Origin of the sequence: Arthrobacter sp. N199823 (assembly GCF_002929705.1) — a bacterium.
In the GTDB taxonomy this organism is placed as follows: Bacteria; Actinomycetota; Actinomycetes; order Actinomycetales; family Micrococcaceae; genus Specibacter.
This window is the reverse complement of sequence record NZ_PJIN01000003.1, coordinates 134000-152960: the sequence shown is the minus strand read 5'-3', so window position 1 is coordinate 152960 and position 18961 is coordinate 134000. Positions and strand designations below refer to the sequence as shown.

Genomic DNA, 18961 nt, shown 5'->3' with positions numbered 1-18961 from the left:
CATCAACCGTGACGCTAGTTACCTGGCTCACACCGCGCGACCCGCTGTCCCTAAACATACAGGTACGCCTGACCGACTTGACGGGCCGCCGCGATTGGCACCGGACAAGTCCCCCTCGCTCGGCGGTTTGGGGTGTCTGCCATGCGAGACCTTCCGTTGGCCCTGCGTATGGCTTTCAGCGGGCGGCTGCGGTTTGCTGGAACCATGAACATTTCTTCACTTGCCGTTGATGTACCGCCCACCCAGTGGACTGGAAGGAACGACGGCGACTCCCCCACCCACCGCCGCTGGTGGCAGACGGTGTCCGCAACAGCGGCCCCCGCAGTGGATGCCGCACTCCCCGGGCCGGCTGCGTTGATCGGCTTCCGCTCCGACGCCGGTGTAGCCCGCAACCTGGGTCGTACCGGCGCTGCCGGTGGCCCATCCGCCATCCGAGCCGCACTGGGCTCGTTGGCGTTCCATGGGAGCCGCTCAGTGGCCGATGCCGGGGACATAGTGGTCACCGGAGACGAGCTAGAGGCTGGCCAGGCCCGCTTGGGCACTGCCCTGACGTCCATGCTCGACGACGGATACCTCACCGTGGTCTTGGGCGGGGGCCACGAAACCGCGTTTGCCAGCTACCTGGGTGTGGCAGGAACTGCAGCGGTGGCCAACGGTGCGCGGCTGGGTGTGCTGAACCTGGACGCGCACTTTGACCTGCGTGACGCGCCGGCACCCAGCTCGGGCACGCCGTTTCGTCAGATGGCCCACGCGGAAGCAGCCGCCGACCGCGAACTGAATTACGCCGTCGTCGGCATCAGCGAGCCCAACAACACGGGCGCCCTCTTCGAGACGGCGCACGAGCTGGACGTGAAGTATCTGCTGGACGAGGACTGCTCGGCGGAACGCACACACGCGTTTGTGGACTCGTTCCTGGAGACCGTAGACATCGTGTACCTGACCATTGATCTGGACGTGCTGCCAGCCGAAACGGCGCCCGGTGTCAGCGCCCCCGCGGCCTACGGCGTGCCGCTACCGGTCATTGTGGCCGTGTGCCGCCAAGTGGCCGCGAGTGGGAAGCTCTTCCACTTCGACGTCGCGGAACTGAACCCGGAGTTCGACATCGACAACCGCACAGCCAAAGTAGCGGCCCGCCTCATCGACACCCTGCTGCGGTAAGCCCGCGAGAGGTCGGCGGTGCCTCCCAAACGGCTTGTGGCTTCGGGCGGTTGGGCCTCGGAGCGGGGATGGCGTGATTTCCTTCCCTCGCTTCGCAAGCTCAGCGGGGAACCCTCGGAAATCTCTTAGCAAGGCCGCCCGCGGCCGCAGAAATCTTACTGCCCTCGAGTGGCCCGGCCGTTCTGGGCCGAGCCACCGGTCCGCCGCTCTACCCTCAGTGGACCTCTGCGGCTACCTCGTCTTCTAGGCCGTGGCCGCCTTGGAACTGCGTCATGTAGAGGTCGTAGTACGCGCCGCGGCGCTTGAGCAGTTCCTCATGGTTGCCGTGTTCCACGATGTCGCCGTCTTCCATGACCAAGATGGTGTGGGCGTCGCGGATGGTGGAGAGGCGGTGGGCGATCACGAATGAGGTCCGGTCCGTGCGCAGTGCCGCCATGGCGTGCTGGACCAGAAGTTCGGTGCGGGTGTCCACGGAGGATGTGGCCTCGTCCAGGATCAGCAGCGACGGCTTCGCAATGAACGCGCGGGCAATGGTGAGCAGCTGGCGTTCGCCGGCCGAGACCGTTCCGCCGTCGGCATCAATGACGGTGTCGTAGCCGTCAGGCAGCTGGCGGACGAACCGGTCCACCATGGTGGCCTCGGCGGCGGCAACAATCTCCTCGTCGGTGGCGTCCAGACGCCCGTAGCGAATGTTCTCGCGAATGGTGCCCTCAAAGAGCCAGGCATCCTGGAGCACCATGCCAACTTGGGCACGCACCTGCTCCCGGGACAGCTCACGGGTGTCCACGCCGTCGAGCATGATACGCCCTCCCGTGAGCTCGTAAAAGCGCATCACGAGGTTCACCAAAGTAGTCTTGCCAGCTCCGGTGGGACCAACAATGGCCACGGTCTGACCCGGTTGCACCGTGAAGGAGACATCCCGGATCAGCGGGGTGTCAGGCGAATAGCTGAATGAGACGTTCTCAAACTTCACATGACCGTCGGTCTGGGCCGGCAACAGCGCCGAATCCTGTTCCTCGTCCTGCTCCTCGGCGTCAAGGATCTCGAACGTCCGCTCGGCGGAGGCTACGCCGGACTGGATCATGTTGGCAATGCCGGCCATCTCGCCAATGGGCTGGGAGAACTCACGCGAGTACTGGATGAACGCTGTGGCGTCACCGAGCGTCATGCCGCCTGTTGCCACGCGCAATCCGCCCACGACGGCGACCAGCACGTAAGAGAGGTAGGAGACAAACTGCATAGCCGGCATGATCATGCCGGAGACAAACTGTGCCCCGAAGGCTGCCTTGAAAAGGTGATCGTTGCGCTCGTCGAACTCGGCCAGCATTTCCTCGTCACGGCCATAGGCGCGGACCAGCTCCAGGCCGGAGAAGGTCTCCTCAATATGTCCGTTAAGTGAACCCGTGTGCTTCCACTGGGCGGCGAAAAGCTTCTGCGAGCGCGTGCCAATGACACCGGCAATAATGGCAGACAGCGGCAGGGCAATCAACGCAATCAGGGCCAGCTGCCACGAGACGATGAACATCATGACACCGATGCCGATGACAGTCAGTGCGGATTGCACCAGCTGCGAGAACGCCTGCTGCAGCGCTGCCTGGATATTGTCGACGTCGTTGGTCACCCGGGACATCAGGTCTCCGCGCTGCCTGGTGTCAAAGTAGCCCAGCGGCAGGCGGTTGAGCTTGCGTTCAATGTCCTCGCGCAGGCGGAACACCACACGCATCACGAGGGCATTGAGTAGGTAGCCCTGCAGCCACATGAGCGTTGAGGCCACCATATACAGGGCCAGCACAAAGATGATGTACCGGCTCAGTTGGGAAAAGTCGATCCCGGCACCGGGCACAAGGTTGGTTTTGGCGAGCATGTCCGCCATTTGGTTGTTACCCTCGGCACGCATGCCGGCAATGATCGTCTCGAGCGGGACACCCGCGGGCAGCTGCGAGCCGATGACGCCGTTGAAGATGACGTCCATGGCCTTGCCTAGGATCTTCGGGGCAATGACTGTCAGCACCACGGAGGCTGTGACCAGGGCGATGACCACGGAGAACATGAACCGTTCGGGGCGCAACAACCCCACGAGCCGCTTCACTGACGGCCAGAAGTGCTCGGCTTTTTTGGCGGGCGTGCCACCAAACATGTCCCCGTCAGCCTCGCTGGGCTTGTACTCGGGGATCAGGTCCTCTTCTAGCGCGTCCAGCTCCGGCGCCTGCTCCAAGGACTTCGCGTCCTTTGCTTTGCGCGCCATCAGGACACTCCTTCAATGCTGAGCTGAGATTCAACAATTTCGCGGTATGTTTCATTGCTTTCGAGCAGCTCGTCATGGTTGCCTGCGCCCACTATTTCGCCGCCGTCGAGCACAATGATGTGGTCGGCTTCCCGGATGGTGGAGATGCGCTGAGCCACAATGATCATGGTGGCCCCCGCCGTGGCGCCGTGCAGGGATTCGCGCAGCCGCTGATCGGTGGCTACATCGAGGGCCGAGAAGGAATCGTCGAAGAGATAAATGCGCGGGCGGGCCGCGAGCGCACGGGCGATACATAGCCGCTGCCGTTGCCCCCCGGAGACGTTGGTGCCGCCCTGGGCGATGGGTGTGGCCAGCTGCTTGGGCTTCTCTTCCACAAAGTCCTTGGCCTGGGCCACGCGAAGCGCCTCCCACAGCTCGGAATCGTCCGCGTCGGGGCGGCCAAACTTCAGGTTGCTCGCCACAGATCCGGAGAACAGGTACGGCTTCTGGGGCACCAGGCCCACGAGCTCCGCCAACTGCTTGCGACTGAGCTCGCTGACGTCCACGCCGCCAATGCGCACCGAACCGTCCTGCGGATCGAAAAGGCGGGGTATGAGGTTCAACAGCGTGGACTTGCCGGAACCAGTGGAGCCGACAATCGCCGTCGTTTTTCCCGCCTCAGCGGTAAACGAAATGTTATTCAACACGGGCCGCTCGGCACCGGGATACCCAAAGGACACCGATGAAAATTCGACGGCGTGAGTCACCGGGAGCTCTCGAGCCGACGGTACCTTCAGGCTCGGCTCGGCCGTGAGCACGTCATCGAGGCGTTCGGCGGAGATGGCGGCGCGGGGAATCATCATGACCATGAAGACGCCCATCATGACGGCCACCAGAATCTGCAGAAGGTACTGCAGGAATGCGGTGAGGGACCCAATCTGCATGGATCCGGCGTCGACCCGGTGCCCACCAAACCACAGCACGGCGGCGGTGGCCAGATGCAGGATCATCATGATGACGGGGAACATGAGCACAAACAAGTTGCCCACACGAACCGAAACACGAGTCAGGTCCATGTTGGCTTCGCGGTAGCGCTGCGCCTCAAACTTCTCGCGAACAAAGGCACGGATAACGCGGATGCCGGTGATCTGCTCGCGAAGCACGCCATTGACGGTATCGATCCGGTCTTGCATTTCGCGGAACAGCGGCAGCAGCTTAACCACCAGAAAGCCCACCACAATGAAAAGCAGCGGCACTGAAACCCACAGCAGCCATGACAGGCCCACGTCCTCGCGCAGGGCCATGATGATCCCGCCAATGCACATGATGGGAGTGGAAACCATGAAGTTCAACGCCATGAGCACCAGCATCTGGACCTGCTGGACGTCGTTGGTGTTGCGCGTGATCAGCGTGGCCGTGCCGAAGCGGCTCACATCCAGGGCGCCGAGGGCGTTGACCCGATGGTAGACCTCACGGCGCAGGTCCCGACCTATGGCCATGGCCGTGCGGGCGCCGAAGTAGATGCCACCAATGGCCGAAATTACCTGGACAAAGCACACCACGATCATGGTCACGCCGGTGGACCAAATGAAATCGGTATCACCCTTGGAAATGCCTTGGTCAATGATCTGGGCGTTGAGGCTGGGCAGGTACAGTGCCGCGATGGTGGAAATGAGTTGCAGCACCAGCACGGCCATAACCCAGGCCCAGTACGGTTTTGCGTGATGGACGGCCAGACGGAAGAGTTTCAAGAAAGGATTCCATTCGAATATACGTTTGAATCACAACGTACCAAATATTAAACACCTTTGGGCTTGCACTGTCGAAAGACATTCCAGAGGAATCTTTCAGATGCGCGAGGTGCCGCGCTCCGCCACATCGAGGTGCAGGCTAGTGGAGCGGACCCGTGGCCTGCTCAGCGGCGTCACGGATGGCTCCGGAGCCCACTAGGCGGTCAGCTTCTTCCAGTTCGGGCGAGAGGAAACGGTCGCTGCCCGGTCCGGGAACCGTCGCACGAAGTACCTCAATCACAGCGGCGCCAGCCGGGCCGGGGACCAGTACGCCGTCGGACATGGCGGTACGCATATCAATGGCACGGGTGGCCGTGACCAGCTCAATGGCAAGGACGCGGCGCAGATTCTCCACGGACTTACGCAGTTTGCGGGCAGCATGCCAGCCCATGGAGACGTGATCCTCCTGCATGGCGGAGCTGGGAATGGAGTCCACGGAGGCGGGCACGGCCAGACGCTTGGAGTCAGAGACCAGCCCGGCCTGCGTGTACTGGGCGATCATGAGGCCCGAATCAACGCCGGGATCGCCGGCCAGGAATGCAGGCAATCCGTGCGAGCGTGCCGGATCCAGCATGCGATCGGTGCGGCGCTCGGCAATGGAGGCAACGTCAGCGGACACAATCGCAAGGAAGTCCAGCACGTACGCCACCGGTGCCCCGTGGAAGTTGCCGTTGGAGGAGACCCGGCCATCCGGGAGCACCACGGGGTTGTCAATCGCAGCAGCGAGTTCGCGGGTGGCAACCATGAGGGCGTGGTCCACGGTGTCGCGGGCGGCTCCGGCCACCTGCGGGGCGCACCGCAGCGAGTAGGCATCCTGCACCCGGGAATCGCCCACCCTGTGCGAAGCCACGATCGGCGAGTTGGCCAGAACAGCCAGCATGTTCTCGGCACTCGCCGCCTGACCCGGATGCGGGCGCAGCTCCATGTGCAGCTCGGGCACGAATACCTGATCGGTACCGAGCAGCCCCTCGACGCTCAACGCGGCGGTGATGTCCGCCGTCGTGAGTAAAAGCCGCAGGTCCGCGATGGCCATCAGGAGCATTCCAAGCATGCCGTCAGTGCCGTTGACCAGCGCCAGGCCTTCCTTTTCTGCCAATTCCACCGGCGTAATGCCAGCCTCGGCGAGGAGTTCGGGGACTGGACGGATGACACCGTCCGGGCCAGCCGCCTCACCCTCACCCATGAGGACCAAGGCGCAATGCGAGAGCGGCGCCAGGTCACCGGAACAGCCCAGCGAACCGAATTCGCGGACCACAGGCGTGATCCCGGCGTTGAGGACATCCACCATGGTTTGCAGGACCACCGGGCGCACGCCGGTCCGGCCGCTGGCCAGAGTTTTGGCGCGCAGGAACATCAGCGCCCGCACCACCTCGCGCTCCACAGCCGGACCCATGCCTGCTGAGTGGGAGCGGATGAGCGATTTCTGCAGCTGCGTGCGCATGTCCCCCGGAATGTGGCGGTTGGCCAGCGCTCCGAAACCCGTGGAAATGCCGTAGGCGGGCGTCTCGGAATGCGCCAACTTTTCAATATGTTCCCTGACCCGTTCGACGCCGGCCAGCGCCTCCGCACTGATCATCACCTTGGCATTGTGGCGGGCCACGGCGATGACGTCCTCGGGGGTGACCCCGGCGGAGGAGAGAGTGACTTCGTGGGGCTGGGCGGCAGTCATGGCGGATCCTTTTGTTGTGACAGTCTTGATCCCCACTATTCCGCTTTATCGTGCGGAAATCTGCACCTTTCCGGCCCGACTGTCCGGCATCTCAGACATGCTGTTATGGCTTCGCAGAACGCCCGAACAGCCAGTCAGCCCTCGGGCCGGCGTAGACCCTCGCGGAACGCTCCCCTGCCTCCTTGACGACAGCACGTACGTGCATTCTCCGCGCAGCCAGGGGTAGTTATTGCCATTCACCACCGCCTCGGACATTCCCTGCACGTCCGGGGGTAGTTATTACCAATCGCACATGGCCCAACGGGCGCATTTGGTAACAACTACCCCCGTTGCTCCTACGCAGAAGACCCCTTCGATTACTCCACAGGCCAAGCAAGTACGGGCATATCCACATTTTGCAGCATTGGCCTGTCGCCCCACGAAGCTGAGCCGGAACCTTAGACGATGGCTACCTTCCAGCTCCCACCGTTCATCATTCCTTCAAGCAAGTTCGCGGATGAATACTCGGCCCGCAGACTTGCCAGGCAGGCCGCCTCGGGACAATTGTTTCGAATTCACCGCGGCCTCTACCTGCCAACTGAAGTGTGGGATTCGCTCTTACCGTGGGAAAAATACAGGATGCGCATTCAGGCCGTGCACGAATCGGCTCAGAACGCGCCCGTTTTCGCTAGGGAATCCGCAGCTCAGATCATGGGCTTGCCAGTCATCGGAGTGCCAAGCGAAGTTCAAACTGTTGTTTCTCCTGGACGAAGTGGCGGTCAAAGTAACCGTGGCGTGCGCCGTGTGAACGCCGTAGCTGGCGATCCGCCGCCGTGGGAAATGTTCGGCGTATTTCTCACACCGCCACCGCAAACAGCGAGGGATCTTGCCGTCCGTCTTCCACTGACAGGTTCGTTGCCGGCGATGGACAAACTGCTCCAGCGAATTCCATTGTCAGGATCGCCTGGCAACCCGCAACAATTCTTCAGCGAGGACGACGTCCGGGCCGCCACCGCATTGTTGCCCAATGCAACTCAACGTGGCCGCGTTGAGCGGGTCCTCACCGTGGCAGATCCATTGTCTGAGTCGGCCGGCGAATCGTTAAGCCGAGCCATCATGATTGAACACGGCTTTAAGTTACCTGCGCTTCAAACACTCATTTCTGACAATCGCGGCTTTATTGGGCGGCCAGATTTTGACTGGGAAGAGCAGAAAACATTCGGCGAATTCGATGGCTACGAAAAATACTCCTCCCAGAAATACTTGAGAGGTAGAACTCCTGCCCAAGTGGTGGTCGCGGAGAAGTTGCGGGAAGACCGGCTCCGGGCAAAGGGCTACAACGTCATCCGCTGGATTTGGGCGGACCTGAGAGACCCTCGCCGACTGATTCAGCTGCTACATGAGGCCGGAATACCGCTGAGATGAACCGATCGGGGGCGGGGGTAGTCGATACCATTCGCCACCGCCGCGGACGTTCCCAGCGCGTCCGGGGGTAGTTATTACAATTCGCGCACGGCGCACCGGGCGCATTTGGTAATAACTACCCCCGGGCAGCCAATCAGCCCTCGCGGCGGCCGTAAATCCTCGCAGAAAGCTCCCCCGCCACCTTGGCGACCCGCTCGGCCAACTTGATCCGCTGCTCAGCAGGCACCTTTTCTTCCAGGAATGTCACGGCCACGGCGGCCACGGGCCAGCCAAGATGATCGGTCACAGCAGCCGCAACCGAACCAAAGCCGTCACTCACTTCCCCGCTTTCGGTCGAGTAGCCGCGGATCCGCACCTGATCCAAATGGCCGGACAAGGTTGAGTATTTGATGATGGGGTTGGGCACCTCGGTCAGTGAGCTGAATGCCGCCGCATTGGGATAGAGCGCCCGGACCTGTGATTTCGGCAGCGCCGCCAAAATGGCCCGACCGCTGGCCGTGAGATGGCTGGGCAACCGGACCCCAACATCTGTCACCAGAGACGGCCGGTTCTTGGCCCGCTCCTCCACAATGTACAAAACATCGCGCCCATGCAGGACCGCAAGGTGGGCGCTTTCACCCACTCTGTCCACAAGGGATGCAAGCAGTGGCCGGCCCAACCGGGAGAGCGGTTCCTGCCGGGAATATGCACTGCTGAGCTCAAAGGCGGCAACCCCAAGGCCGTAACGCTGCTCTTCATGCAGGTGCATGACGAATCCGCTTTGCTCCATAACGCCGAGCAGGTGGTAGACGCTGGAGCGGGGCAAATCCAAGGTGGTAGCTATGGTGGAAGCCGCCAAGGGTCCCCGCTTGGCTGAAAGCAGTTTCAAAATGCGCAGGGTGTTCTCTGCGGCAGGCACCTTGGAGGGTTTGTGGTCGGTGATTGTCATGATCCCCTCATCATTGGCGCAGATCGCCATAGCTCTTTGCACAATATAGAATATTGGCGTCTGAAATCCCAGATTTTCAGGAAAAACAAGACACTTTTAGCCCCGAAATCGGCAGTATGGTGACACAGGCCACCCGATTTACATCAACAGTGCCGCAGCCCACTTGCTGAGCTGCGTGAGAAAGCCCACTCATGAAATCCCATGGATCCGTCCTGACCCGCGGCCTGACTGCCCGCCACATTCGCTTCATGGCGTTGGGCTCTGCCATCGGTACCGGCTTGTTCTACGGATCCTCAAGTGCCATCCAAAAGGCAGGCCCCGCAGTTCTGCTGGCCTACATCATCGCCGGCGCAGCCGTCTTCATGGTGATGCGCGCGCTCGGTGAACTCGCAGTCCGGCACCCAGTATCTGGCTCCTTTGGCCAATATGCCAGCCGATACTTGGGCCCGCTGGCTGGATTCATTACCGGCTGGACCTACGTCTTCGAAATGGCCATTGTTGCCATTGCCGACGTTACGGCCTTCAGTATCTACATGGGCTTCTGGTTCCATGACGTGCCGCGGTGGATCTGGATTCTGGCCATCATTTTCTTCTTGGCCGCCATCAATCTGCTCAGCGTCAAGGTCTTTGGTGAGCTGGAATTCTGGTTCTCACTCATCAAGGTTTCCGCCATCATCGCTATGATCGCCGGGGGCGTGGCGATCATCGTTTTCGGCTTCCACATGGAAGGCGCACAGGCCGCTGCTGGCCTCGGCAACCTTGTGAACAATGGCGGCTTCATGCCCAACGGATGGGTGGGGCTCCTAGCCGCGTTCGCCGTCGTCATGTTTGCCTTTGGCGGCATTGAAACCATTGGCGTGACGGCCGGCGAAGCCAAGGATCCCAGCAAGTCCATCCCGGCAGCCGTCAACACGGTTCCGGTACGGATCCTGCTGTTCTATGTGCTGACCTTGGGCGTGCTGATGTCCCTGATCCCGTGGAACGAGATCACCGGCGAAACCAGTCCCTTCGTGCAGATATTCGATTCTCTGGGCATCCCCCTGGCCGCACACATCCTCAACGCAGTGGTCATCACCGCGGCGCTCTCGGCGATCAACTCAGATATTTTTGGTGCCGGCCGTGTCCTCTTTGGCCTCTCTGCCCAGGGTCACGCACCCGCCGTCTTTGGCCGCATCTCCAAGCGCGGCGTGCCATGGATGACAGTGCTGCTCATGACCGCCGTGCTGCTGGCGGGCGTGGTTCTGAACGCGACCATCCCCGAGGACGTCTTCTTGCTCATCGCCTCGATCGCCACCTTCGCCACGGTGTGGGTCTGGATCATGATCCTGGCATCGCATGTGGCCATGAAGCGCGAGATCGCCCGCAACACCCTGGCCCCCTCGGCGTTCCCTGTCCCACTCTGGCCGCTCGCCTCAATCCTGACGGCCCTCTTCATGGCGGGCGTGATCGTGCTCCTGGGCGTTTACGCCGATACCCGCGTGGCACTCTATGTTGGAGCCCTCTGGCTGGTCTTGCTGACGCTCGCCTTCAAGCTCTGGGTTCGCGGAAAAGGCCAGGAACGGGCCGTCCTTGTGGATGAAAGCCCTTCACCGTCTAGCACCTTAAACCCAAGTACGACGGCGGCACCCACCTCGCGCTGATCGGCCCCCACCCCCGCTGAGTGTCCAGATAACGTACGCTTCACACCGTTTCAGCGGTCAAACCGTGCATTATCTGGACACTCGGCGACTCGCCAGCCAGGTCCAGAGTCAGAATTCGACCTACAGGATATCGTCGCTGAGCACCACGGAGCTGCGGCCGAACTGGCGGACCTTGGAATCGTCCCAGAGATGGGCGGGCATGGCTCCGCCAAGCAGAGTGCGCGGCAGACCGGCACCATCTCCTAGGGGGGCATCGCTGCCGGCAATGATGATGTTGCCTGACCTGCGCCCTTTCAACATGGCCGGATCGGCAATGATAACGGTGTGCTCGAACGCGGCGGCAATGGTGGCCGCTTCCCGCCGCGCAGTAGTCAACGATGGCGCGTCACCGCAATTCACAACATATACGCCGCCGGGAATAAGAACCTTGCGGGCTGCCTCTGTGAACTCTGCCGTGGTCAGCGCATAGGGAGTTTTGGAACCGGCAAAGACATCGCGGATGATCAGCTCACGGCTGGCTTCGGTCAGTGATTCGGTCACTTCACGGGCCTCGCCTACGCGAATTTTCAGCAACGGCGCCCGGGGCAGATCGAACCAGTCGCGAACGTAATTGGCCAATGCCCCGTCAATTTCCACCACCACATTGCGGGAGTTGGGGTAGCCGGCGACAAGGTAGCGTGGCATGGAACAAGCGGCACCGCCAAGGCTCAGCGTGCGCAGCTTCTCACTGCTAGCCCACCGGTCTTGCACCAGCGCCATAATCCAGCGCATGTATTCAAAGTCCAGACGCAAGGGGTCGGCCAGGTCGACGTGGGAGCTCTGGACGCCGTTGAGCATGAGCAACCAGCCATGGGGATTGTCGCCGTCGGGGATCAGCTCCGCCGTGCCGGTGTCCGTCTGAAACTTTCCGGCCACGGGGCCTTTCGGCGCCCCCTTGACTGGCAGCTCGGGTTCTTCAGCACCATTTTTGGGTACTCGCTTGCGGCCCATCAGGGCCTCTCGGCGGGCGGACGGGGCACGATGCGGGGCAAGATAGTCACCTTGCCAGCGTAGTCGCAGTCATGCGCACCCAAACTCACTGCGCTCACTCGTCCGCAGCCTCCCGGACCATGCGGACTATAGGGAGCCGATGCCAGGCCTCGTCCATGAAATCGGTGGCACCGTCCAGTGCAAAACCGTTTTTGACATAAAACGCATGAGCGCGCGGGTTGTCCGCCAACACCCAGAGGAAGGCAGCCTTCGAGCCGATGACAGCGTCAAGCAACAGCTGCCCGACGCCGCGTCCATAGACCCGCTCAAGGGTGTAAATCATCCGCAATTCTAGGGGCTTGGGTGCCCGAGGATCCTCGCTATGCCCAGCAGCTGCCACCCCAACCAGCCCCTGTTGATCGCATGCCACTGTAGGTATATGGCCGGCGACGATGGCCTTTTCGAGGTTTTCAATCCGGCCCGGTAGCGTTTGCCGCCGCAGGTCAAAAAATTCCGATGGCAGATGCTGGCCATACGCTTCTTCGTGGCAGCGCATGTGCAGGCGCATGACGGCTTCGGCATCCGCCACGGTGGCCTCGCGCAGAAAAATGGTCATAGCGCAGCCTACTCCACCCGTGTGCGGGCGGAATTAGACCGTCGTGCCGAATTTCGGCCCCCACTGTCTCGTTCTGTTAACGTCCGACGCCGGTCACTCGCCGAAGGCACCCAGCGCACCTTCCAGCCGGTCTACCTTGCCGGTGAGTTCACCAGTATGACCGGGTCGAATGTCGGCCTTGAGTACCAAGGAAACTCGGGTTCCATAGCGACCTACTGCCTCGGTGGCCCGCTTGACGACGTCCATGACCTCGTCCCACTCACCCTCAATCTCGGTGAACATGGAACTGGTGCGGTTGGGCAGGCCGGACTCGCGGACCACCTTGACCGCTGCCGCGACGGCTGTGTGAACGGAAGCGTCGTCGCCCGTTCCTGCCGGAACGTCGGTGGGTGTGCCGCTGGGTGCTACTGAAAAGGCCACAATCATGAGAGTCTCCTGTTTTTGAAGGTTTCCGGGCTTGTCCCCGTTACTTAGCTTCCATTATGGGTAGTTCACCCCATTGGCGCATTCTGCGCTGACCGATAAAGTGGCAGTCATGCTTTCCTCCCTTCTTGCGCTTCCGCTGGCCCCTGCCCCGGACCCCTACAGCTCCGACTATGACTACAACTACGAGAGCACCATAAGCTCCGCCGATGCCGCGGGCCTGGTCGTGCTCATCATGGGTATTTACCTGCTCATTTTTGCAGTCGCCTGGCTGATCAATGGATTCGCCTGGGCCGGAGCATTCAGCAAGGCCGGGCATCCGAAGTGGAAGGCCTTTGTGCCGTTCTACAACTCTTGGATGATGGTGAAGATGGTGGGCCGCCCGGAGTCGCACTTTTGGTTCCTTTTCATCCCTTACTTCAACATCTACATGATGATTGTCATCATGAACGACATGTCCAAGTCATTCGGTAAGGAAACCGGCTTCACCGTTGGATTGATCTTCCTGCCAGTAGTTTTCGCCGCCATCCTCTCCTACGGAGACGCGCAGTACCGCGGTCCCTCCTACCTGACGCCGGAGCAGAAGCAGTACGCCCAGTACTACGCACAGCAGCAGTACGCTCAGGCCCCGGCTCAGCAGTACGGTCAGCCACAGACGCAGCAGTACGGCCAGCAGGACCCTAACGCTGCGTACCCACAGCAGTACGGCCAGGCACAGGCGTCCAACCAGCAGTACGGCCAGGCACAAGCTCAGCCGCAGTACGGTCAGCCACAGGATCCCAACCAGCAGTACGGCCAGGCCCCGTCACAGCCTTACGGTCAGCCGCAGGATCCCAACCAGAACCCGTACGGTTCAGGGCCAACCCAGTAGTCGAAGCCCCGCAGCGGCAGCGGCACCGGCCAGGACCACCACCAAAAATGGGGCCTTGAGCCAGAGTGCCACTGCCGCCGCAAGCAACGCCCCTACCCGGGCGTCCAGAACCACAGATGTGCCGCTGGCAGCCGCATTCACTACTGTGAGCGAGGCGAGCAGTCCAATGGTCAGCGTCCCGGCCACGTGCGACATTCTGGGATTGTCCAGCACTTTCGCCGGGACCAGGTAGCCCAGCAGTTTGGTGGCGTAAGCCAGAGCGGCGGCAAGCAGCAGCCAAAACCACAGGCTCATAGTTCCTTCCCTTTGTGCCCACGCGGGCCAGATTCGCGCACGGGCATGTCGCCGACGTCGTGCTTATAGGGGTCAAGCTCAGGTTCCAGTCCGTCACCGTCGTGGCCCGCATCGGGCGTGGGGCGGAACCACCCAATGAGTCCGGCCACGACGGCCGCCACCAGAATGGGCACTCCGGCAGGCACCAGGGGAACCGCCAACAGGGTTACCAATGCACACACAATGGCTATGGCGGCCGGCTGGAACGACTTGATGCGAGGCCACAGTAGGCCAAGGAACGCAGCCACTGCGGCGCCGTCGAGCCCCCATTGTTTGGGATCTCCCAACGCGGCACCAACCAGGGCGCCCACACAGGTCATGATGTTCCACAGAATAAAAATGCCCAGCCCGGCCACCCAGAATCCGCGCTTTTGTTCGCCCGGATCGCTCTGCCCCGTGGCCGTCGCCGTGGATTCATCAATGGTGACGTGCGCGGCGGCAAAACGACGCCAGCCGGTGGGCCGTAAGAGTGCATTGATCTGCATGCCGTAAACGCCGTTGCGGATACCCAACAGCGCCGAGGCGCTCATGGCAGCCACCGCCGATCCGCCGCCAGCCACCACACCGATGAAGGCAAACTGTGAACCGCCGCTAAAAAGCAGCAGGCTCAGCGCCATGGTCTGCCAGAGTGTCAGCCCGGAGGCCACCGAAAGCGCCCCGAAGGAGATCCCGTACAGTCCCGTGGCAATCGAGATTGAGAGGCCAATTTTGGCTGCCGGTGACTCACTAAGCTTCATGGCCCTATAGTTTCACGCCACACGCCGCGGGCTCACGTCGGTCCGCATGGCAAGAACCACCCCAGGAATCCGTGTCGGAAAACCGCCTCAGGAAGGAACAATGATGGGCATCGTGTGGGTGTCAATCGGTTCATCGGACAGGCTCAGCTGCTCGGTACCGTGGAGGGCATCGGCCGCACGGACCAGGGCCAAGTGCGAGAAGGCCTGAGGGAAGTTGCCAGCCATGCGGCCCTGCTCCATGTCGTATTCCTCGCTGAGTAGGCCAACGTCATTGGCCAAGCCCACCAGCTTGTCCATGAGCGCCACGGCATCCTTGCGCCGGCCTGTGTGCGCGTACTGCTCAACCAGCCAGAACGAGCAGGCCAGGAACGGGTGCTCGCCGGGCTCCAGCCCGTCCAGGCCGGTCTCCGTGCGGTAGCGCAGGATCAGCCCGTGGCGGTCCACAAGTTCCCGCTCCATGGCGTCCACAGTGCCCAGCATCTCGGGGGAGGTGTACGGCACGAACCCAACCTGCGGGATGACCAGCAGCGACGCATCCGTGGCGGTCCCGCCGTAGGTCTGGGTGAAGGAGTTCAGATCCTTGTTGAAGCCGTATTCCATGATTTCGGCGTGCAGCCCGTCGCGAAGTTCCTCCCAGCGTTCCACTGGCCCGGACAAGCCGTGATCGCGCACGGCCCGGACGCCACAATCGAAGGCGGCCCACATCATGACGCGTGAATGGGTGAAGTGGAGCAGGTCCCCGCGCATCTCCCAGATGCCGTGATCCTTGGCGTTCAAGTGTTTTTCCACGAAACCCAGCATTGCCTGCTGCAGTGGCCAGGAGAAGTGGTCCTCGTGCCCGCCGCCCAGACGCAGCTTCTCCAGTGCCACGAGCACCTCGCCCACAACGTCGGCCTGGTACTGGCCCACAGCGCCGTTGCCGATCCGCACCGGCAGCGCGCCTTCGTAGCCGGGCAGGTGCCCCAGCTCCCCTTCGCTGAGATCCCGTTCGCCGGAAAGCCCGTACATGATTTGCAGATCCTCAGGGTCCCCCGCCACGGCGCGCAGCAGCCAGTCGCGCCATTTCAGCGCTTCGTCGGCGTAGCCGTGGGTCAGCATGGCCTCCAGTGTCAGGGCCGCATCCCGCAGCCAGCAGAACCTGTAGTCCCAATTCCGGGCGCCGCCGAAATCCTCGGGCAACGAGGTGGTGGGGGCCGCGACGATGCCGCCGGTGTCCTCGTGGGTCAGCGCACGCAGCACCAACAGTGAGCGTTCAACAATGCTCGAGTACTTGCCGTCTTGGTTATAGCGGGCCGCCCACTTGTTCCAGTAGTTACTGGTCTCTTCAAGTGCTTTTTCAATGTTGATGGGCGTTGGGACGGGACGGTGCGACGGGAACCAAATCAGTTCCTGCTCCACGCGCTGTCCGGCCTCGAGAACAAAACTGCCTGCGTGTTCACGCTCGACGGCGTGAGGTAGCTTATCCCCGCGCAGCACCATTGCGTCTGGTCCAGCGATTGCCACGATTGCTTCGTTTTCATCACCCTCATCGACGCGCCGCACCCATGGCAGGACCTTGCCATAGCCGGGGCGGACGGTAATCCGCTGCGTGAATTCAACGCTGCCACTGAGTCCGTCGATGCGGCGGACAATGGACGCACGGCGGTCACCCACCGGCATGAAATCCGTGATGCGCGCGGTGCCGTCGGGGGTTTCCCACAGCGTCTCCAACACGAAGGTCCGCCCACGGTAGCTGCGCTGCGTGACGGTTGCGTCAGGGTGCGCAGGCGCCATGAGCCAGCGGCCGTGGTCGCTGGTGCCGAGCAGGGCGGCAAAAACCGCCGGTGAGTCAAAGCGTGGAAAGCACAACCAGTCAATACTTCCGTCGCGGCCTATCAGGGCCCCGGTGTGCAGATCGGACAAAAGTGCATAGTCTTCAATTCGCGATGCCATGATTCCATGCAATCACATCGCGTCAAGATCCGCAGGAGATAGCGCGCCCACCAGCTCACGAATTTCCCGTGGCCTATTACTTGTCACTTGCGCAACACCGGCCGCCAGGCACAGTGCCAAGTCCGCTTCGGTGTCCACCGTCCACACGCGCAGCACCCGACCGGCGGCTACCCAGCGCGCACCGATGCCCGGGTGCGCCCGCAGATACTCGACGCCGGGCCCAGCAAGGTGCGCAACGCCGTCGTCAATCAACGCCTCTCCCTCTTTCATGGCCCGGCGCATCAAGAACGACACGGTGTGCCCGGCGATGGGGCCGACGTCCAGTTCTTCGCGGACATCGTTCGCCTGAACGTGTTCTAGCAGCTGGCACAGGTGCTCGGCGGGGATCTGCTCGGCTAGGTGCTTCACGGCATCAGGATGGAAGCTCATGAAGGAGATGTGCAGGTTCCCGGCGGAGGAGTTCTCAGGCTCCCAGCCGTGAGCGCGCAGGGCTTCGAGGGTGGCGTCCACCAGCTGCGGCTTAAACGTGGCCCCGTACTTAAACTCAATGGCTAGGCCAAGAGAGCGCCCGGCAGTGGACAGTATTTCTAGCAATTGCTCCAAGGTGAGGAGCTGGTTGGCAATGGTGCCGTATTCGGGCGGAATGACGGCGCCGTGCCAACTGCTGAAGTCCAGGGCGCGCAACTGGTCCAGCGTCAGCTCTGACACGAGCCCGGTCCCGTTTGAAGTCCGGGCAACGTCAGCGTCGTGCAACAGGATAAGCTCGCCGTCGGCGGTCAAGTGGAGATCGCATTCGACGCCGTCGGCTCCGTCGGCTAGCGCCTTCAAATAGGCGGCTCGAGTGTGCTCGGCAAACGCGGCGCTGGAACCGCGGTGGGCATAGATCTGAACTGTCATGGCTCCACGCTACGCTTACTCCATGGCGCAAACACTAAGGCTCGAGCAGTCAGTTCCACCTCAGCATCCGGATGTTTTGAAGGCCGCGGCGCTCAAACGCATGAAAAACATTGCGCTGGCGCTGCTGATTTTCATGGCAGTGGTGTTCTGTTTTGCCTTCGCCTTGCAGCCCCGATTTCCTTGGCTGGCGTATGTCCGTGCGGCGGCTGAGGGCGGCATGGTGGGCGCACTGGCCGACTGGTTCGCTGTCACGGCTCTGTTCAAGTACCCCATGGGCCTGAAGATTCCACACACTGCCATCATCCCGAACCGCAAGGATGAGATTGGCGCGTCCTTAGGGGACTTTGTGGAAACCAATTTCCTCTCGGAAGAGGTGGTGTCACAAAAGCTGGCCACCACCCATATTGCGCAGAAGGTGGGCGCGTGGCTCACCAAGCCCGGCAGCGCGGATCGTGTGACCACTGAGGGTGCCGCCGCCCTGCGTGGCGCCATTTCGGTCTTGAAGGACGACGACATTCAGGATGTCATCGAGTCATTGGTCCGCAAGCATGTGATGGATCCTCCGTGGGGCCCGCCCGTGGGCAAGCTGGCCGAGCGAATCTTTGCCGACGGCCACCACCATGCTCTAGTTGATCTGCTGGTTGATCGATCCACAACCTGGATCCAGGCCAACCATGCCACCATCTCCGGTTTGGTGACCGACCGCTCCCCCAGCTGGGTTCCGGTCTTTGTCGACGGGTTGGTCGGCGACAAGATCCACACGGAAATCTACAAGTTTGCCAGGGCCGTCCAGGACAATCCACACCACGAAGTCCGACTGCAACTGGACAAGTACTTGAAAGATCTGGCGCAGGAGCTCCAACATGATCCGGCCATGATCGCCAAAGCCGAAGACATAAAGGCTCAGGTTCTGGGTGACCCCGAAGTACGGGAATTGGCTGGCCGCACATGGGAGACCATCAAGACGGCGCTGACGGATGCCGTGGACGATCCCACCTCAGAGCTGCGCCTGAAGTTCACCTCGGCCGTGCATGATTTCGGCTCCCGGCTGGTGTCCGATCTCGAACTGGCGGACAAGGTCAACAAGTGGATCGCCGACGCCGCCGCCTACCTCGTAGGAACCTACAAGCACGAGATCACCTCGCTGATCACAGACACAGTGGAACGCTGGGACGCTGTGGAAACCAGCGAGAAGATCGAACTTCAAGTGGGTAAGGACCTGCAATTTATCCGCATCAACGGCACCGTGGTTGGCTCACTGGCCGGCCTGGCGATCTTCACCGTGGCAACGCTGGTGTTCGGCTAACGCTGCCTTTGCCTGGGCTGACTGTCAGGGTTTTCTAGGGTCTGCTGGGACCGCCGCATTCCGC

Annotated in this window: 16 protein-coding genes; 5 read left to right on the top strand and 11 right to left on the bottom strand. The window is 61.8% G+C overall.

Annotated elements, in window-relative coordinates:
- Positions 1–204: 204 nt before the first annotated feature.
- Positions 205–1158 carry a formimidoylglutamase gene (gene hutG / locus CXQ93_RS07875; protein ID WP_104110286.1) on the top strand — a complete coding sequence of 318 codons (954 nt, stop codon included), beginning with the start codon at positions 205–207 and terminating at the stop codon, positions 1156–1158.
- A 214-nt stretch (positions 1159–1372) separates the two neighbouring features.
- On the opposite strand, the gene CXQ93_RS07870 is transcribed toward hutG, so the two are convergent.
- From CXQ93_RS07870 to hutH, 3 genes are all read right to left on the bottom strand, one after another.
- Complete coding sequence (locus CXQ93_RS07870) at positions 1373–3403, bottom strand: ABC transporter ATP-binding protein (RefSeq protein ID WP_104109909.1); 2031 nt, start codon at positions 3401–3403, stop codon at positions 1373–1375.
- A complete protein-coding gene (locus CXQ93_RS07865; RefSeq protein WP_104109908.1) occupies positions 3403–5133 on the bottom strand; it encodes an ABC transporter ATP-binding protein in 1731 nt (576 codons plus the stop codon). Before CXQ93_RS07865 ends, CXQ93_RS07870 begins: the two co-directional genes overlap by 1 nt.
- 139 nt (positions 5134–5272) lie before the next feature.
- Positions 5273–6841 (bottom strand): histidine ammonia-lyase, encoded by a 1569-nt coding sequence (gene hutH / locus CXQ93_RS07860; RefSeq protein ID WP_104109907.1) that lies wholly within the window; start codon positions 6839–6841, stop codon positions 5273–5275.
- Between the two features lie 444 nt (positions 6842–7285).
- Here hutH and CXQ93_RS07855 point away from each other — a divergent pair, with 444 nt between their 5' ends.
- A complete protein-coding gene (locus CXQ93_RS07855) occupies positions 7286–8245 on the top strand; it encodes a hypothetical protein (RefSeq protein ID WP_104109906.1) in 960 nt (319 codons plus the stop codon).
- 133 nt (positions 8246–8378) lie between these two features.
- Here CXQ93_RS07855 and CXQ93_RS07850 read toward each other — a convergent pair whose 3' ends face one another.
- Entirely contained in the window at positions 8379–9173 is a 795-nt protein-coding gene (locus tag CXQ93_RS07850; protein WP_104110285.1) for an IclR family transcriptional regulator, read from the bottom strand.
- Between the two features lie 191 nt (positions 9174–9364).
- On the opposite strand from CXQ93_RS07850, the gene CXQ93_RS07845 reads away from it, so the two are divergent.
- Positions 9365–10813, top strand: coding sequence for an amino acid permease (locus CXQ93_RS07845; protein WP_104109905.1), 1449 nt, complete (start codon positions 9365–9367; stop codon positions 10811–10813).
- 120 nt (positions 10814–10933) lie between these two features.
- On the opposite strand, the gene CXQ93_RS07840 is transcribed toward CXQ93_RS07845, so the two are convergent.
- The 3 genes from CXQ93_RS07840 to CXQ93_RS07830 all read right to left on the bottom strand — a co-directional run bounded on the left by CXQ93_RS07840 (position 10934) and on the right by CXQ93_RS07830 (position 12824).
- On the bottom strand, positions 10934–11803 hold the full coding sequence (locus tag CXQ93_RS07840) for a spermidine synthase (protein ID WP_181036089.1): 870 nt from the start codon (positions 11801–11803) through the stop codon (positions 10934–10936).
- A 94-nt stretch (positions 11804–11897) separates the two neighbouring features.
- Entirely contained in the window at positions 11898–12398 is a 501-nt protein-coding gene (locus CXQ93_RS07835) for a GNAT family N-acetyltransferase (RefSeq protein ID WP_104109904.1), read from the bottom strand.
- A gap of 93 nt (positions 12399–12491) precedes the next feature.
- A complete protein-coding gene (locus CXQ93_RS07830) occupies positions 12492–12824 on the bottom strand; it encodes a thiamine-binding protein (RefSeq protein ID WP_104109903.1) in 333 nt (110 codons plus the stop codon).
- 109 nt (positions 12825–12933) lie between these two features.
- On the opposite strand from CXQ93_RS07830, the gene CXQ93_RS07825 reads away from it, so the two are divergent.
- On the top strand, positions 12934–13692 hold the full coding sequence (locus CXQ93_RS07825) for a DUF5684 domain-containing protein (protein WP_104109902.1): 759 nt from the start codon (positions 12934–12936) through the stop codon (positions 13690–13692).
- Here CXQ93_RS07825 and CXQ93_RS07820 read toward each other — a convergent pair.
- The 4 genes from CXQ93_RS07820 to CXQ93_RS07805 all read right to left on the bottom strand — a co-directional run bounded on the left by CXQ93_RS07820 (position 13675) and on the right by CXQ93_RS07805 (position 17591).
- Positions 13675–13986 (bottom strand): AzlD domain-containing protein, encoded by a 312-nt coding sequence (locus CXQ93_RS07820; RefSeq protein WP_104109901.1) that lies wholly within the window; start codon positions 13984–13986, stop codon positions 13675–13677. The genes CXQ93_RS07825 and CXQ93_RS07820 overlap by 18 nt on opposite strands.
- Positions 13983–14762, bottom strand: coding sequence for an AzlC family ABC transporter permease (locus tag CXQ93_RS07815; RefSeq protein WP_104109900.1), 780 nt, complete (start codon positions 14760–14762; stop codon positions 13983–13985). The genes CXQ93_RS07820 and CXQ93_RS07815 overlap by 4 nt, the downstream gene beginning before the upstream one ends.
- An 87-nt stretch (positions 14763–14849) precedes the next feature.
- On the bottom strand, positions 14850–16694 hold the full coding sequence (locus CXQ93_RS07810; protein ID WP_104109899.1) for a glycoside hydrolase family 15 protein: 1845 nt from the start codon (positions 16692–16694) through the stop codon (positions 14850–14852).
- Positions 16695–16706: 12 nt separating this feature from the next.
- Positions 16707–17591 (bottom strand): glycerophosphodiester phosphodiesterase family protein, encoded by an 885-nt coding sequence (locus tag CXQ93_RS07805; protein ID WP_104109898.1) that lies wholly within the window; start codon positions 17589–17591, stop codon positions 16707–16709.
- 22 nt (positions 17592–17613) lie between these two features.
- Here CXQ93_RS07805 and CXQ93_RS07800 point away from each other — a divergent pair, with 22 nt between their 5' ends.
- Entirely contained in the window at positions 17614–18897 is a 1284-nt protein-coding gene (locus tag CXQ93_RS07800) for a DUF445 domain-containing protein (RefSeq protein ID WP_256939790.1), read from the top strand.
- The last annotated feature ends 64 nt before the right edge of the window (positions 18898–18961 follow it).